This window comes from Rhodovulum sp. 12E13 (assembly GCF_003340565.1).
In the GTDB taxonomy this organism is placed as follows: Bacteria; Pseudomonadota; Alphaproteobacteria; order Rhodobacterales; family Rhodobacteraceae; genus HLUCCA09.
On sequence record NZ_QPLK01000041.1, the window covers coordinates 1 to 15,199 of the forward strand.

Below are 15,199 nucleotides of genomic sequence, written 5' to 3' on the forward strand. Positions count from 1 at the left end.
CGGCTGTAGCGTTTCACCCATGGCGTGCTCCGAGGGCTGCTGTCGGACTTGGTGTAGCAACTTGATTCTACAGAGCTTTCGCGGGCACGCCAGCCATTACCCCCGATTTCGATGAATAAGGCGGGCTCAAGGGCGAGCCATTGCGGGCTGATGAATGGGGGTGCGGCGCGGCTACGGGCTGCCGCCGAAGATCTTGAGCTTGATGGCGATGCCCGCGAGCAGCGCCAGCATGACGCCGGTGGTGATCATGCGAACGGCGGTCTGCATCGCGGTGCGCCGCACCAGACGGATGCAATCCACCAGGGAGCGCAGATCGCGGATGTCGAGCGCGGCCTCGTCGCCGTCGAGACCAACATCGGCGAGCGCGCGTTTCGCGCCTTCCTCGGCCGCCCGCGTCAGGATCGCCTCGAACTCGGCGTCCGGCATGCGCACGAAGCCCTCGGATCGGGGTGGTGTCATCGAGATCCTCCTTCCACCGCTCAGCCGATCTTGCAGCCCCAGAAGGAAGTCTGATCGGCGGCGAAGTAGCCGTCGGCGACCCGGAAATATCCCTGCAGCTCGACGGTATCTCCCGCGGTCAGCGGGACCATGGTCTGCAGCCAGATCGCGGTGGCGAGCGAGACGTGGGTGGCGGAGATTTCCCCCATCGAACCGCGGATTTCGGTCGTGCCGTTCAGAACCAGCCGCCCGCGCATCCTCGCCGTGGCGCTGGCGTTGATCTTGTAGAGCAGCGTCGCGCCGAAGAGGTAGGTGCCGTCCACCGGCGCCACGAAGTGGTTGTTCGCGGCGTTGAAAGCCCCTTGGTCGTTGTGGTCGGTGATGTTGAGGCCGATCTTCGTCCAGGTCCCGACGCCGACGTAGTTGTCGTAGTTGGTGTAAGCCTTGAACCGGGGCAGACGGGGCTGGTCCACGATGCCGGTGGCGTTGTCGACGCTGAGCCCGTCGAAGAAGGTGCTGCCGTCGGCGGAGACCGCGAGGCGGAAGCGGTCCGAGCCGAACAGCCCCACTAGCGCCTTCGTCACGAAGCCGGTCTGCAGCGTCAGCCCGAGATCGTCGCCCGCCGCCTCCTTGTTCATGGTGTAGAAGAGGTCGCCGGTGCCGCCCTCGGCGACGGTCTTGGCGGTCCAGAGCGCGGCGTTGAGCTTGGCCGAGAACGGGTTCGACGCATCCGCCGTCGTGCCGAGCCCGAGCAGCGCCATGTTCTGCAGCACGTCCGGGGTGGACCCGATCCAGCCTGCGCCACCGTAGACCAGCAGAAGCCCCTCGTCCTCGACCCACGCCCGCCAACCGGTGCGCGGCGGCAGACGCAGCCAGGCGCCATCGGTCCAGAGTGCGACGTTCAGGTCCCAGCCTGCCCAGTCGCCCGTCGCGCCTGAGGCGACGATGTAGCGGTCGCCATCCGAGGGAGACCCGGGCGGCGCCGTCAAATCCCGGTCGAGGACGGAAAGCTGGACGAGGCCGTCGAGGATCCGCAGCGCCTCGTTGTGGGTGACGTGCTTCTGGGCCTGCGCCGCGAGGATGTAGGGCAGCAGGAGATGGGTCGTGGTGTCGGACATGGGGCCCTCAGAAACTAAGCGTGACGATCTTGGGCGCCCCCCGCCCGACGAGGGCGGAGAGCTGGAAGATGCGGATGTCGAGCGTGTCGCCGGGGCCGAGCAGCGCGCCGCAATCGGCGATCTGGTGGGCGGCGGTGTAGACCGCGCTGGTCGTGGCCGCGCTCAGCACCCGCTTCACGGTCGCACCGTCGAGGATCTCGACCTCGTAGGCTTCGAGTTCCTCGGCCAGCGGCACTTCCAGCCCGCCCCAGGTGTCGGCGGAAAGCGCTCGGGACCGGCGCGTCCAGCGGATGGTCAGATCGCCCGGTGCGCGCGGTCTGCGCCACGGCTGCTCGACATGCGCTACGGTGAACGGACGAAGCCCGACGCCCTCGGGCGTGAAGACCTGCGCCACATAGGTCTCGTCGCTGACCGGGCGGCTGGCGGGGCCGATGCGCCAGTTCCACGGGATGCCGAGGTCGGCCTCGGCAATCGGCATCGATGCGAGGCTGTCGTCGAGCACCACCACCCGCGCGCCAGCGGGCGTAGGATTGCCCATGGCCCCCTCGGTGCCGCGCTGGCCGCGCAACAGCCGGGTCAGGCGATACCGACCCGGCGCCAGCAGCTCGGCCGCGCCCGCCTGGACGATCTCCCAGACGCCGGGCGCGCTCTCGATGGCAAGCGCGTTGGCGCCTCCGAACAGCGTCAGGTCCGTGACGCTTTCCAGCGTGCCGGTCAGTAAATCGACCACCAGCGCCTTCCCGAGGTCGAAGCGCGAGGTGGGGCCCGGATAGAAGTCCGAGACCAGCGCCCCGATCCGGGCGCGGCTGCCGAAGGTGGTCAGCAGCTCGAAGCCATCTGTGGAGGGGCTGCGGAACACCGCCATCTCGCCCGGCCAGGGCACGGCGTGGGCGGCGACCAGCGGCCGATGCGCGGGCTGGTCCTCGGTCAGCTGCGGCAGGTCCATCAGCACCGCATCCGGCGCGCCGAACACGACGGCCCGCGTTAGCGACGCCGCGCGGGGATCGCCGGGCGGCAGATCGTAGGTCGCCCGGTCCTGGCGGACCGTCTCGATGCCACGCGCCTCGGCGTCGGCGATGGAGACGAGCCGCAGATCCACCAGCCGCCCGTCATGGGCGAGCCGGATCGCATCGGCCGGATCGAGCGCGAGGCGCGAGGGCGGCAGACGAAACGCCGCCGTCTCGCGGCCCACCCACGCCTCCATCAGCGCGCGGCGGCAGCGCCGCTCGGCCTCTTCGGGCGGCACGGCCATCGGGAAGGACTCCGAGGCGATCCGCGTCGTGTCGACGGTGATGCGCCGCGCCTCGACGATGGCCGCGTCGTAGCCCTCGTCGGCGCGGGCGATCTGCCACTTCAGCGCCTGCGGAAGTTCCGTCTCCTGGCCGCGGGTCAGCTCCAGCACGTCGCCCTCGCGGGCGGCGACCAGATCGTCGGGCGCAAGGGTGGCGACAGAGGCTCGCCCGCGCATGATGAAGCGGATCACCCCCTCGGTCTCCACAGCATCGAAGCCGAAATGCCGCGACAGCGTGGTGATCGAGGCGCGCGGACTTTCCAGCGCGGTGATGGCGTAGCCCTCCACCGCGCCCCAGAGGCCGGTGACGTCGATCCGGGACTCGACCAGCCCGGCACGCAGGCAGAGGTGGCGGACCAGCGCCGCCAGCGACACCGCGCCGAGCCGCCCCGTCAGCCATTGCCCCAGTCGCCAGTTCGCTCCATCCGTCCAGACGTCGGTCAGCGCCGGGAAGAACGGATAGGGCCGCGCGTCCCAGGTCCAGGCGGCGCATTCGGGGACGTGCACCATCCGGCCGCCGTAGACCGAGGACAGCGGGTTGTTCGCGGCCTCGCCCCACCAGAGATACGTCGCCTCGAGATAGGCGCGCTGGATTGCGTCGTCCCGCCAGCCACGGGAGAAGTAAGGCACAAAGCTCTCGGAGGACTTCGGGTCGAAGAAGACGTTCGGCTGGTTCGTTCCGCGGTCGATGGCGGGACAGCCGAGCACGGTGAACCAGATCGGCTTCGACTCGGGCGCCCATGCGGTCGGTGTGCCGCTCTCCACACCGCCCGGGCGGTCATAGTGCGCGTTGGACCACCAGGCGAGTAGATCCTTGTAGCGGAAGACCCACGGCTTGCTGGCCGCGCCGTCGGTGATGGGCGTCCGGACCTGCGCGGAGCGGTCTGCCGCGCTGGCATAGAACCAGTCGAAGCCTTCGCCGCCCGCGATGTTTTCCTGCAGGTAGGCCCGGTCGTAGATCGCGGGCCACCCCTCGGCCGCATCGGCGTGCTCGAAGCCGTCCCGCCAGTCGGAGAGCGGCATGTAGTTGTCGATGGCGACGAAATCGACGTTGCCGTCCGCCCAGAGCGGGTCGAGATGGAAGAACACGTCGTTCGAGCCGTCGCCTGGCTGGTGACCGAAGTATTCCGACCAGTCGGCAGCATAGCTGATCGCCGTGCCCGCCCCGAGGATGCTCCGCACGTCGGCCGCGAGGTCGCGAAAGGCCAGCACCGCCGGATAGGTTGCCGTCCCCGACCGGATCGTGGTCAACCCGCGCATCTCGGTCCCGATCAGAAAGGCGTCGACCCCGCCCGCCGCCGCGCAAAGATGGGCGTAGTGCAATACCATGCGGCGCAGACCCCAGTCGCCGGACGGGCCGGTCCAGGAGACGGTCTCGCCCGAGACGGCGAAGTCGGACGGGCTGGCGCTGCCGAAGAAGGCTGCGACCTGGCTTGCTGCCGTGACGGTCTTGTCGACGGTCCCGGCGAAACCAGCTGCGGGCGAACAGGTGATCCGACCGCGCCACGGGAAGGCGGGCTGGCCGGTCTCGGCGGCGTTGTTGGAATAGGGGTTCGGCAGGCTGTTGCCGGGCGGCACGTCCATCAGGATGAACGGGTAGAAGGTGACCCGCAGACCGCGCGCCTTCATCTCCTGGACCGCCTGCACCACCGCGAAGTCGGACGGCGTGCCGCCATAGACGGGGCGGTCCTGGTCGTCGCGGCTGACGAGGAAGGCATCGGCGCGGGTCACGCCATTGACCGACCAGCTGGCTGGGGTGGTGGATTTGGCCGATACCTCGACGCCCGGCCGCACCTTGCAGGATCCCGCGCGCAGATCGTCGCCGAACCACGCCACCACGAGGCTGACGCTCTCGACCGCAGGCGCCATCGCCTGCAGCCGGTCGAGCGACTCCACCATGTCGGTGGAGTCTGCCAGCGCGTTCAGGTTCTCAGGGATCTGCGCGCCGCCGTCGGTCTTGCGGATGGCCTGCGTGGCGTAGGTGAACTCGCCGGAGGCCGGGATCATGGTGACGGCGCGGGTCAGCCCCTCGGCGGTGTCGGGATCGGCCAGAGGCCGGAACACCTCGAAGGACAGCTGCGGCAGGCGGTTGCCGTAGGTCGAGAGCGCCAGTTCCTCGAACACCACATAGGCCGTGCCGCGATAGGCGGGCGTGTTGGCCGCGCCCATCTTCGCGGCAATGAACGGATCGGCGGTCTGGCTCTCGTCGCCGGGATACCAGCGCCAGGTGACGCCGGAGAGGTCCATCGGCTTCCCGTCCGCCCAGATGCGGCCGATGCCGGTGATCGGGCCCTCGCAGAGCGCCACAGCGAAAGAGGCGTAGTAGAGATACTCGGTCGTCTTGACCTTGCCGCCCCCGCCGCCCTTGCCGCCGCCCTGCGTGGTGGTCTTCGTCTCCTCGCGGAAATCAGTTGCCCAGATGATGTTGCCGCCCATGCGCATGCGCCCGTAGAGCCGCGGGATCACCGCACCCTCGGTGGCCGAGGTAATGCGCAGCGTGTCGAGCCGCGCGCCCTCGATGCGCTGCGTCGGCGCCAGCGACGAGATGATCCAGCTGTCGACGACCGAGCCGATGGTGGAGCCGATGAAACCGCCGATGGTCGCGGCGCTGACGCCGAGGATCGCGCCGCCGATCGAACCGCCAATGGCGGCGCCGGCGGCACCGAGAACGAGGGTGGCCATGCGTGAATCTCAGCGTTGCGGAAACAGGAAGGCGAAGGCGATGCGCCGCCGCCAGGACACGGTGAGCGGTTCCTCGATCACGCCGAGCCGCTCGTAGGCGTGCAGGAAGCTGTCGGGCCCGGTCAGGATCCCGACATGCTTGGCGATGGCGCGGGGCTTCATGCGGAAGAGGACCAGCGCGCCGGGACCGGCCTCGGCGGGCGATACCTCGGTCATCATGCGCCGCGCGCCCTCGGCCAGAACTTCGCGCGGGCCGGTCTCGCCCCAGTCGCGGCTGTAAGGCGGGATCGGGAATGGCTCGGGGCCGACGACCTCGCGCCAGACGCCACGGGCCAGCCCGAGGCAGTCGCAGCCGACGCCGCGCAGGCTCGCCTGGTCGTGATACGGCGTGCCGATCCACGCGCGCGCTGCGGCGATGACCCTGTCTGGGGCGGCCGGCGTCACAGCACGCCCCCGTCATGGCCACCGTCCTTCGTCGCGTAGCGCAGGATCGTGTCCTGGCCGGGGATGTGCGGGAAGCCGCGGAAGTTGGCGGTGTTGGCGAATTTCGCCCCGCAGGTCTCGATCCGCTTGTCGCAGCCGGCGCGGATGATGAAAGCGTCGCCCTCGGCGATACCCCGCACCGGCGCTTCGAGCAGGGTGAGGATCGCCACGCCGTCCGTCACGTCGTGGCCAAGCACCTCGGCCCGACGACCCGCGTTCGCGCCGCTCGTCCATTCGACGGTGCCGAAGGTGAACCAGCCCGCATCAAAACTGCCGAGCCCAGAAGCGGTGAAGGCCCGATCCCGCAGCTGGTCGATCACGGCGCCCGCGCCCTTGTAGGCCGGGTCCTCGAGATCGACGCCGCAGCGGTCGTCCCCGAGCGCGGCGTCGCAGGTCGCCTGGAACGTCCGCCCGACCGTCTGGCCGAGGACATGCGCGAGTGAGCGGACCTCGGCGACGAAGGCCAGACGCCCACGCCGGATCTGTCCGATGGCCCCGCGCCGCATCAGCACCCGCTGGCCGGCGTCAGCCCAGTTCACGCGCCAGACCTCGACCGCCGCGTTGTCCCAGCGGCCATCGAGGATGTCGGTCTCGGTAATACGGTCCGAGGTCAGCACGCCCTCGGCGTCCTGCGCATCGACCGACAGGTCCGAGCCCGAGCGAACCTCGGACGCGGTCAGACCGCTCTCCGGCTCAAAGTCGGTGCCGTCGAAGGCGAGCGTCCGGTCGTGGTCGGTGAAACCGAAGGTCATCCCGTCGGCTCGCGTGATCCGCCAGCACCAGGCAAGTGTCGTCGTGCCCTCGTCGAGATGGGCCTGCAACGCCGGTGAGAGGGATTTCATTGGCAGGTTCCCATCATGCGGTCGTCGAGATCGGCGATCCAGTCCGCCCAGTCCGGTGGCACCTCTGCGACAGTCTCGGCAGGAGGCCGGGCGAGCCGCGCCTCGGCGTAAGAGGCGCAGCCCGCGTCACCACCGCCCATCGTTGCGGCGCAGCCGGTCAACAGGATCGCCAGAACCGCGGCCGTCGCGCACCGCGTCGCGACCCCTCTCGACGCGCTCGTTCTTGTCTTCCATCGCATCGCGTTCCGCCTCCCGTTTGCTTTCGCGCTTCCCTTCGACGCGCCCCCAGACCCGGCCGAGGATGACACCCCCGACGGCGCCCAGAGCCGCGACCAGCCAGATCAGGAGATCAGCCATCGTCCCGCTCCCCGCGTGCGGCGGCGACGCAGAGGGCGGCGACGAAGACGCCGAGGCAGCCGCCCACGACCAGACCCGTGAGGAACTCAAGCATCGCCGCGGAACCCGCGCTCGATCCGGTCGCGCAGGCCGATCAAGCCGAGCCCGAGAAACATGAGCCCTGCGGGCGAGGCGTCGCCCGAGCCGGCGAGCAGCGCGACGAGCCGGGACAGCTCGCCGAGCGAACCTGTGGCGGGAAGCGCGAGAGAGGTGATGCCGGTGAGCATGGCGAGAAGTCCCGCCCACCACGTGAGCGAGTTGGGTCGGACGTAGCGCATCAGTCAGGCCCTCCGGATCAGGGTGGAGAAGAAGGCGACCAGTCGGGCGAGCCAGCCGGTCGGCGTGTCGGGTGCAGGCTTGAGGACTGGAGGCGTCGGCGACGGCCCTTGAGCCAATGCCAGAGCCTCGTCTTCGGTCAGACGGCGGATCGGCCGGGAGAAGTCCACGCGGCCCGCTCGATCCACGGACCAGACCGGGATCGTGCCGCCAGGATAGCGGCCATGCCGGAACAGATCGCGCTCGGCCTCCCGGCGCGGGATGATCGCGGCCGGGCGGCGCCAGTTCAGAAACGCGTCGGCGGCCGCAACGCGATTGCCGGCATTGAGGTGCCGGGTCAGCGCGGCCTTGGCGATGCCTCCAGTATTGTAGTGGAACGAGACCAGGGCATCGAACTCGTGCGGCGCCAGCGGAACCTTCACGGTGCGCAGGACGGCGGCCTCGTAGCGCGCGAGGTCGGCGCGGAAGACCCGAAACGCCTCGCGGATCCCGGCGTCCAGATCAGCGGGCATGCCTCGCGGCATGCTGGCCGGATCGGGCGGCCCGGCCGCGGCCGTGTGGCCGATGCCAAAGGTCCAGACCTGTTTCACATCGAGATAGGGTCCGGGCACGAGTCCTTCGTGCCGGACGAGGGCCAGCAGGCCCCGCTCGGTCATGTGCATGGGATTACCGGAGTAGCGAGAGGATCAGGATCAGCGCCGCGACGGCAAGGCCTACCGCCAAGCGGTGGCGAAAGGCCTGCACGGCGTCGGCCGGGTCGCAGCGGAGGGAGCGCGCGAGGCGGAGAAGTTCATCGATCGCTGTCGCCCTGCTTGGCGCGGCGGAGGCGGGCGAGCAGCATCTCGATGAAGGCCGGTCCGAAGACCCCTACGAGATAGGCGGCAGACCCCGCCGCCCCGCCCGCCGGGATCGCCTCGGGCGGCAGGCTGAGCGAGGCGGTGATCACGGCCATGGAGAGGCTGCCCATCCCGGCGGCGATCAGGCCGCCGAGCAGGATGTGCCGGAGCGCATCGCGCAGGCGCATCTTCGTGGTCAGCGCGTTCGTCGCACCGCCGAGCGCGCCCCAGGCGGCGAGGATCACAGCGGTCGATGCCGCGAGCTCGCGCAGCACGGCGGCGACAAAGCTGCCGGTGTCGTTCATCTCCGGATCTCCAGAAGCGGGATGGAGGTGATCGAGCCGAGCCGCTCGAGGTCGAGCGTCACGTCGAGCGCGTCGGTGTCGAAGCGGACTGGCACGTCGAAGGCGAAGCCCGCGGTGATGGCGACACCTGCCGCGGGCGCGCTGTCGAAGGTCACGACGCCGGTGGTCGTGTCGACGGACCAGCCGCTGACCTGCTCCGCGCCATTGAGGGCGACGCGCACCGTGCCAGCGACGGGCTTGGTGATCGTCCGCACCCATATCTGGCTGCCCGAGGCGTAGCGCTTCACCAGCTGGAAGGCGGTTGTCGTGTCATCGCCGGTGCCGATCGCCTGGTCGGTCGGCCCCGGTGTCTGCGACGGCGGGCAGGACTTGTGATCCGCCCAGTCCTTGAAGCGGAAGCCGTACAGCCGCCCGTTCCGCGCCTCGAAGAAGGCGACGACGGCGGCGAGATCGTCGGCGCGGCGGATGCCGTAGGCGACATCGTAGCGGCGGCGCGAGTTGGCCCAGCTGGCGTTGCGCTCCTCGTCACCCGAGGCGAGTTCGACGATCTGGGTGCGCCGCTCCGGCCCGCCCCGCGCGCCCCGGCTGATGTTGTCGGGAAACCGGACCTCGTGGAACGCCATCACATGCCCCTCCGCCCAAGCGACACGGCGCGGGCGATGTCGGCCGCGACTTGCGTGCGGGACTGCCGGAAACTCTCGGCGTCGCGGGCCATGATCGTGACGTTGACCCCGCCGCCTGCGCCGTAGCTCTGCGCCTCACGCCGGGACAGCACGCGCTCGCCCCGCTGCAGGATCGCGGGCACCTCGTCGTGGCGAAGCCCGGCCATGCCGCCGGAATGCATCCGCGGCGCGGCGGCGAAGGCCATGGCTGGGACCATCCGTGGGGGGCCGGCGGACCCGACGATGCCGCCCGCATGCAGGACGTTGGCGAAGATGCCGCCCGCACCGGAGAACACGCCGGAGAGCGCGCTTGCGATCGGCCCGAGGATGAAGCGCCGCGCCGCGAGCTGCGCGAGATCGGCCAGCAGCGAGGTGACGAGGTCGCGGAAGTTCAGCTTGCCGGTCTTCACGAACTCGCCGACCGCGTTCTCCGCCGACTGAAAGGCGCCGACGAGGCTCTGGCCGATATCGCCGCCAATCTCGCGCGCCTTGCTGGCGTAATCGGACAGAGCGGCGGTGACCGCCTGCCACCCGGTGACGGCGGCCTCGGTCGCGGGCTCCGCGGCAGCGGCGGCGGCTCCGGCCGCCGCGCCTGCACCTGTTGCGGCGCGCCCGGCATCGCCGAGCGCCGTCTCCAGCCGCTCCGCCGCGCCTGTGGCCTCGGTCAGCGCATCCGCGCTCGCCTCGTCGGTGCCGCGCACGGCATCGCGCAGCGCCTGCCAGCTTTCCAGCGGGGCCCGCGCCCCCTCAGCCAGATCGCGCGCCGCGCCCCGATAGAGGTTGGCGGACTCGAGCGCCCGGTTTGCCGCGTCTGTCAGGCCGAGATCGGGCGCGGTGAGCGGGTTGTCCTCGAAGGCCCGGTCGAACGCCGCCTGCGCAGCTGTCGTGGCGGCACTGGCCGCACCCTCGAAGCGGTTCTCGATCTCGCCGAGGTCGAGGTCGGGCATCAGCGAGATGCGCCGCTCCGATCCGAGGGCTTCGAGCCCCTGGTTGATCCCGCCGATGAAGCCGTTGATGCGCGAGACCACGCCGTTCAGCATCGCCTCGACGCCGTCGACCAGGCTGTTCGCCGCCTGGAACGCCAGATCGCCGATGGCGGCGGGCAGCAGGCCCCAGATCGCCTTGATCGCCTCGTAGGCGCCTTCGAAGGTGTTCGCGGCGGTGTTGCCGAAACCCACGACGCTCTCGATGGCGCTCTGCATTCCGGAGGCGGCATCGGCCTTCAGGTCGAAGAACATCGCCGTGGCGGCCGCACCCGCCGCAGCCGCACCCATGCGGATCCGCTCCCAGACCTCGACTACGAGGTCCTTCAGGAGCGACATCGCCTCGCCGAAGCCGCCCGCGCCGGAGACGAGGCGTGTGAACTGGTAGACGAGCTCGCCCGCGCCGACGATCAGCGCGCCGATGCCGGTGCGGATCAGCGCGCCCCGCAGCACGACGAGCGCGGTGGCGAGGCCCCGGACGGAGAGCGCAGCAGCGGCCATCCCGGCGACCCATCGGCCCGCGAGGAAGGCCGCGAAGGTGGCGGCGTAGGTGGTCAGGCGGCCGATGTTGTCGAAGAGATCTCGGATCGCGATACCGAGCGGGCCGGTGCGGCTGGCGACCGCCGCCATCGCGTTGGCGACGGCCTCCAGCGCCGGAGCAGCGGCGACCGCCAGCTGGTTCGACAGCCCGCGCCAGATCAGTCCGAGGCGGGAGATCGCGTCGTTCGTGCGTTCGATCTGGTCGGCATCCTGCTCGGAGACGACGACCCCGAAGGCGAGCACGTCCTCCGTCGCCTGGCGCAGCGTCGCGGTGTCGATCCGGCTCATCGCGATGGAGCCTTCCTCGCCGAAGAGTTGGCCCGCGACAGCGGCGCGCTCGGCGGCGGGCACGAAATCCTCGATGGCGGCGTTGATCGCGCCGACGCGTTCGTCGAGCGGCAGGGTTAACAGGTCGGACGCCGAGAGCCCCAGCCGCTCGAGCGCCTGCACCGCGGGGCCGCTGCCGGCGGCCGCCTGGCTGAGCCGACGCGTCAGATCCTTGGTCGCCTGCTCGATGCCGGACATCGACACGCCCGCAAGCTCGCCCGCGCGCTCGAGGGTCTGGATCGAGGCGACGGTGGTGCCGAGGGACTGCGCCAGCTTGGCCTGTGCGTCGACGGTCTGCAGGCCTGAGCGAACCATGGCAACGCCTGCGGCCGTGGCGGCAGCGACCGCAGCTGCAGCCGCAACCCGCACTCGGCGCGCGAAACCGGCGAGCCGGGTATTCGCCGCCTCCATTTCGCGGCTGAGCCGTCCGAAGCCGCGCGACCCGGCCTCGCCCACGCCTTCCAGCTCGGCGCGCACCTGCCGTCCACCGACCGCAGCGAGGCGGACGGACACACGCTTTTCAGCCATCGGGACGTTCCATCTGTTCGTTGAGTTGGGCGACCATCACTGCCTCGATGACGGGCAGCAGTTCGGCCGTGGCGAGTGGCGGCACCCCAAGAGAATCGCCAAGCGCGAGCGCCGCTGTCAGGTCCCAGCCGACGACTGCGCCGGGCAGCACCCGCAGCTGTCCGCCGAGGCGGCCGACCAGATCCCAGACCTGCCAGCCCTCATAGGTCAGCGGCCGGTTCAGCCGCGCCGGGCAGTCATCGCACGCCGTTTGGCAGGCGTCGCAGTAGCGCTCGCCCCCGCCGAAGGACCATTCGGCGAGAGCGCGGAGGCGTTTTTTTCCTGCTCCAGCAGCAGGCCCTTTGAGACATAGGTCATCTGGAAGGCCTCGAAGATTGGCCAGATGTCGAGCAGCGCGTCGATGGCCTCGGGGCTCGGATCGATGGGGTTGCCGTCGGCATCGCCGATGCCGTCCCAGGCGAGCACCGCCCGCCGCGCCAGCGCCTTGGCGAAGGCGACCGCGCGTTCCTCGTCCGAGGCGCCCTCGGGCACGGCCTCGACGGCCGGGTCGCTGCGTGTCGCCACCATCAGCGCTGTGGTCAGCGGTCGCAATTGCACCCGCACGCCGGGCGCGAGGTCGTGCCAGCGCGGTGCGTTGGTCAGGTCGAGCGTCAGCATTCTCAATACACCTCGATGTCGTTGATCAGGGTTGCGGTGCACATCCGGCCGACCACGCTGTCGCGCGCCGCCTGCCAGTCGAAGGTCGCCTGCACGCCCTGCGGCCCGGAAATCTCGATGCGCGGGCGCGGCAGGTAGACGGCGTGCACGGTGAAGGTGAAGCTCTCGCCGGACGGCAGGACGTAGGCGAACTCCATCTCGCAGGCCTCGCCGTTGATCGCCTGCGTCACCAGCGTCTGGTCGGCGAAGCGCACCTCGATCCGGCCGGTCAGCGCCGCGATGGACGGGTCGGCCCCGTCGATGCGCCCGTCCGAGCGGATCGTCTCGATCCGGTCGAGGTTGTTGGCATAGGTGATCTCGGCCGAGACTACGTTGCCAAGCGCGGTCCCGTTCCGCGTGATCGCCCCGTTGAAGTGGCCGAAGCGCTTCAGTTCCAACGCGGAGGGCGTACCGGCGCTGGTCGTGGTGCCGACCGTTTCGCCCTGCGCCACCAGCCGCGCCGTGGCGGTCAGCAGCCCCGAGCGCTGCATCTGCCAGGTGATCTGGTCGAGCACGCAGCCGGAATACATCGCATAGCGCGGTACCTCCGGCATGCCGGTCTCAATCGACATGCTGGGCAGCGTCCAGGACCCAGACTGGAACTCGTGGGTGTATGGCGCTTCCACGCCCGTCGTCGTCGGCGCGCCGAAGGCGGCCTTCAGCCAGAAGCCGAAGGCCTCGGCGTCGAGCGGCACCACCACGTCGCCATCGGCCGTGACCGCATCCTTGATCGGCGCCAGCGGATCGCGGCCGTAGCCGAGAAGCTCCGAGTTCAGCAGAGGCTGCTCTGCGCCGAGCGAGGTGCTGGCGAAGGGCATGCGGGTGAAGCCGCTCACGGGCGGCGTGCCATAGACGGTCTCGAACGCAAGCGCCATCTGCGCCCGCGCCCCCTGGGCTCGTGCCATGTTCGTCTCCTGTTGTCGGTTGGGTCAGGCCAGAGGGTCGGCCGTGGAGTAGTGAAGCAAAACGGGGATCACCGCCGCCTTGAGGCTCGCGGCACCCTCGACTGGCAGGTCCACTACCCGCGGCGCTTCAGCCTCGACCCAGTCGCAGAGCCCGCCCAGTGTCCGTTCGGCGGCGAGCGCCGCGCCGATGCTGGTCGTCAACGTATCGAAGGCGCTGTCACGGTCGGCGCCTTGCACGACCGCCTCGATTTCGGCCCGGTGCTGGTAGTGATAGGCGAGTGGCGACAGCGTGACCTCCGGCTCCCCCGGCTCGCCATCGCGCAGGATCAGCAACCCCTCGGCCGGGACGCGCTCGGGCAGCACCTCACCGCGCAGGGCGGTGGCAGGCAGCGCCGAGAGCCGCGCGTGCAGCGCGGCGAGGATGGTTTCGCGAAGGGTGGGCATTGTGGGTGGCTTCGACTCCTCGCCCGCGCTATCGACGCGCAAGCGTTCCTACTGATCGCGCAGATGAACTTGCGCTCGATCAGCCATCTTCATGGTTTTTCATGTTAGGTGACAGGACACACAGGAGAACCGACATGCAGTTCCAGCTGAATACAGACGGCAACATCCAAGGCGACGACCGCCTCGCCGAGGTGGCCGAGCAGACGGTCGCGTCGGCGCTTGGACATCTGACGGACCGGCTGTCGCGTATCGAGGTGCACCTTGCGGATGTGAACGCCGCCAAGGGCGGCACCGACGACATCCGCTGCACTATCGAGGCGCGGCCAGAGGGGATGCAGCCGCAGACGGTCACCCATCACGACGCGACTGTCGACGCTGCCCTGCGCGGTGGCGCACGGAAGATCCGATCGCTGCTCGACAGCGAATTCGGCAAGCTCGGTCGCCGCTAAACCGATGCACCTTTGGGGCGTCGACGGCGATAGGCAGCGCCTATAGCTTTTCTTCGATCCAGTTCGCCACGATCAGCCCCGACACGCGGTCATGCGCCCGCTCCGCGTCCCGGTCGAGATCCAGCCGCTTCGGCAGCTTGACCTGAGGCACCAGCAGGAAGATCGGCGCTGTGACCTGGTTGCGGCCGGTCTTCGCGCGCGACGCCACCGCCTGGCCGCGGGTGTTGATGCGGGCCCGGTCGGCGACGAGCAGGCTCGGGCCGCGGCGGCGGTAGACGAAGCGGAGACGCAGGCCCCGACGGCGTTCCCATTCGCCGGGGGTGAGCTTGGCGCCTCGGAGGCCACGGCCGGCTGCCTCGGTCGGGATCGCGAGCCAGAACCCGTCCTTCGAGCGGATCAGCGGTCCGGTGTCGTGGGCGCCGATAATGACCGGGGCCTTGGACCAGACGAGCGCCGCGGCGTTCAGGCTCTCGCCGGCCTTCGGGTAGGTCTGGCTCCGGATCGAGTTCGCCAGCCGCCGGCCGAGCCCCGCGCCGGTGATCTGGCCGCGCCAGGCGGTCTTCAATCCGGTCCCGGCCTCGCGCATTGCGGCGGTGACGGCCTTCTCGCCGGCCTTCACTTCGGCGGCCATGGCGGCGACGAGGTCCGGGGTGATGTCTAGCTTCAGCTTCATCGCCGTCAGGCCGGGCGCAGGTCCACGGTCCAGACGAGGCGCTCGCGGTCGCGGACAGGCTCGCCCTGGATGAGGAAGGCGTCATCGTCGATCTCGATGCGGTCACCGGGGCGGGGGTTCGCCACCTCGGCAAGGCGCAAATCCAGCCGGGTGGTCTCCGACCAGATTCGCGCCTCGCCGAAGCCGGTGACGTCGTCGGGCCGGCGCAGGATGGCGCGGACCAGCGACGGTGCGCCGCCCTCGGCGGTGTAGACGACGTCGCGCGCGAGATGCGCGTCGGCAAAGAGCGCGTCGAGGGCGGCGGCGAAGGCGGTCATCAGAAGCT

19 protein-coding genes are annotated in these 15,199 nt (G+C 70.0%); 1 reads left to right on the forward strand and 18 read right to left on the reverse strand.

From position 1 onward, the window contains the following. Positions 1 to 171: 171 nt before the first annotated feature. The 16 genes from DLJ49_RS19370 to DLJ49_RS19445 form a co-directional block, all read right to left on the reverse strand. Positions 172 to 426 carry a DUF6127 family protein gene (locus tag DLJ49_RS19370; protein WP_111432025.1) on the reverse strand — a complete coding sequence of 85 codons (255 nt, stop codon included), beginning with the start codon at positions 424 to 426 and terminating at the stop codon, positions 172 to 174. A gap of 53 nt (positions 427 to 479) precedes the next feature. Beyond that, positions 480 to 1,556: a DUF2793 domain-containing protein gene (locus tag DLJ49_RS19375; RefSeq protein ID WP_115395172.1), complete on the reverse strand. Its 1,077-nt coding sequence runs from the start codon at positions 1,554 to 1,556 to the stop codon at positions 480 to 482. A gap of 7 nt (positions 1,557 to 1,563) precedes the next feature. Next, positions 1,564 to 5,529 carry a baseplate multidomain protein megatron gene (locus DLJ49_RS19380; protein ID WP_115395173.1) on the reverse strand — a complete coding sequence of 1,322 codons (3,966 nt, stop codon included), beginning with the start codon at positions 5,527 to 5,529 and terminating at the stop codon, positions 1,564 to 1,566. A 9-nt stretch (positions 5,530 to 5,538) separates the two neighbouring features. Continuing rightward, on the reverse strand, positions 5,539 to 5,973 hold the full coding sequence (locus tag DLJ49_RS19385) for an NlpC/P60 family protein (RefSeq protein ID WP_115395174.1): 435 nt from the start codon (positions 5,971 to 5,973) through the stop codon (positions 5,539 to 5,541). After that, a complete protein-coding gene (locus tag DLJ49_RS19390; RefSeq protein ID WP_115395175.1) occupies positions 5,970 to 6,854 on the reverse strand; it encodes a DUF2163 domain-containing protein in 885 nt (294 codons plus the stop codon). The genes DLJ49_RS19385 and DLJ49_RS19390 overlap by 4 nt, the downstream gene beginning before the upstream one ends. Continuing rightward, positions 6,851 to 6,994 carry a hypothetical protein gene (locus DLJ49_RS21915; RefSeq protein ID WP_158547521.1) on the reverse strand — a complete coding sequence of 48 codons (144 nt, stop codon included), beginning with the start codon at positions 6,992 to 6,994 and terminating at the stop codon, positions 6,851 to 6,853. Before DLJ49_RS21915 ends, DLJ49_RS19390 begins: the two co-directional genes overlap by 4 nt. Continuing rightward, positions 6,981 to 7,211: a hypothetical protein gene (locus DLJ49_RS19395; protein ID WP_115395176.1), complete on the reverse strand. Its 231-nt coding sequence runs from the start codon at positions 7,209 to 7,211 to the stop codon at positions 6,981 to 6,983. The genes DLJ49_RS21915 and DLJ49_RS19395 overlap by 14 nt, the downstream gene beginning before the upstream one ends. Positions 7,212 to 7,297: 86 nt before the next feature. Next, entirely contained in the window at positions 7,298 to 7,528 is a 231-nt protein-coding gene (locus DLJ49_RS19405) for a hypothetical protein (RefSeq protein ID WP_115395178.1), read from the reverse strand. 3 nt (positions 7,529 to 7,531) lie between these two features. After that, on the reverse strand, positions 7,532 to 8,188 hold the full coding sequence (locus DLJ49_RS19410) for a lysozyme (protein WP_115395179.1): 657 nt from the start codon (positions 8,186 to 8,188) through the stop codon (positions 7,532 to 7,534). Positions 8,189 to 8,316: 128 nt separating this feature from the next. Next, on the reverse strand, positions 8,317 to 8,667 hold the full coding sequence (locus DLJ49_RS19415; protein ID WP_115395180.1) for a hypothetical protein: 351 nt from the start codon (positions 8,665 to 8,667) through the stop codon (positions 8,317 to 8,319). After that, the gene (locus DLJ49_RS19420; RefSeq protein WP_115395181.1) at positions 8,664 to 9,290 is read right to left on the reverse strand and encodes a DUF2460 domain-containing protein; all 627 of its coding nucleotides are present in this window, start codon (positions 9,288 to 9,290) and stop codon (positions 8,664 to 8,666) included. Before DLJ49_RS19420 ends, DLJ49_RS19415 begins: the two co-directional genes overlap by 4 nt. Further along, the gene (locus tag DLJ49_RS19425) at positions 9,290 to 11,707 is read right to left on the reverse strand and encodes a phage tail tape measure C-terminal domain-containing protein (RefSeq protein WP_115395182.1); all 2,418 of its coding nucleotides are present in this window, start codon (positions 11,705 to 11,707) and stop codon (positions 9,290 to 9,292) included. Before DLJ49_RS19425 ends, DLJ49_RS19420 begins: the two co-directional genes overlap by 1 nt. Further along, on the reverse strand, positions 11,700 to 11,858 hold the full coding sequence (locus DLJ49_RS19430; protein ID WP_233489291.1) for a DUF7697 family protein: 159 nt from the start codon (positions 11,856 to 11,858) through the stop codon (positions 11,700 to 11,702). The genes DLJ49_RS19425 and DLJ49_RS19430 overlap by 8 nt, the downstream gene beginning before the upstream one ends. Before the next feature lie 68 nt (positions 11,859 to 11,926). After that, positions 11,927 to 12,364: a hypothetical protein gene (locus tag DLJ49_RS19435; RefSeq protein ID WP_115395184.1), complete on the reverse strand. Its 438-nt coding sequence runs from the start codon at positions 12,362 to 12,364 to the stop codon at positions 11,927 to 11,929. A gap of 2 nt (positions 12,365 to 12,366) precedes the next feature. Continuing rightward, positions 12,367 to 13,308, reverse strand: a complete 942-nt coding sequence (locus DLJ49_RS19440) for a phage tail tube protein (RefSeq protein WP_115395185.1) — start codon at positions 13,306 to 13,308, stop codon at positions 12,367 to 12,369. Between the two features lie 24 nt (positions 13,309 to 13,332). Next, positions 13,333 to 13,752 carry an acyl-CoA transferase gene (locus DLJ49_RS19445; protein WP_115395186.1) on the reverse strand — a complete coding sequence of 140 codons (420 nt, stop codon included), beginning with the start codon at positions 13,750 to 13,752 and terminating at the stop codon, positions 13,333 to 13,335. 134 nt (positions 13,753 to 13,886) lie between these two features. Here DLJ49_RS19445 and DLJ49_RS19450 point away from each other — a divergent pair, with 134 nt between their 5' ends. After that, positions 13,887 to 14,201 carry an HPF/RaiA family ribosome-associated protein gene (locus DLJ49_RS19450; protein ID WP_115395187.1) on the forward strand — a complete coding sequence of 105 codons (315 nt, stop codon included), beginning with the start codon at positions 13,887 to 13,889 and terminating at the stop codon, positions 14,199 to 14,201. Positions 14,202 to 14,241: 40 nt separating this feature from the next. Here DLJ49_RS19450 and DLJ49_RS19455 read toward each other — a convergent pair whose 3' ends face one another. Together DLJ49_RS19455 and DLJ49_RS19460 are read right to left on the reverse strand one after the other, a co-directional pair. Then, positions 14,242 to 14,874, reverse strand: a complete 633-nt coding sequence (locus DLJ49_RS19455) for a DUF6441 family protein (RefSeq protein ID WP_115395188.1) — start codon at positions 14,872 to 14,874, stop codon at positions 14,242 to 14,244. A 5-nt stretch (positions 14,875 to 14,879) separates the two neighbouring features. Beyond that, complete coding sequence (locus tag DLJ49_RS19460; RefSeq protein WP_115395189.1) at positions 14,880 to 15,191, reverse strand: head-tail joining protein; 312 nt, start codon at positions 15,189 to 15,191, stop codon at positions 14,880 to 14,882. Positions 15,192 to 15,199: the final 8 nt, after the last annotated feature.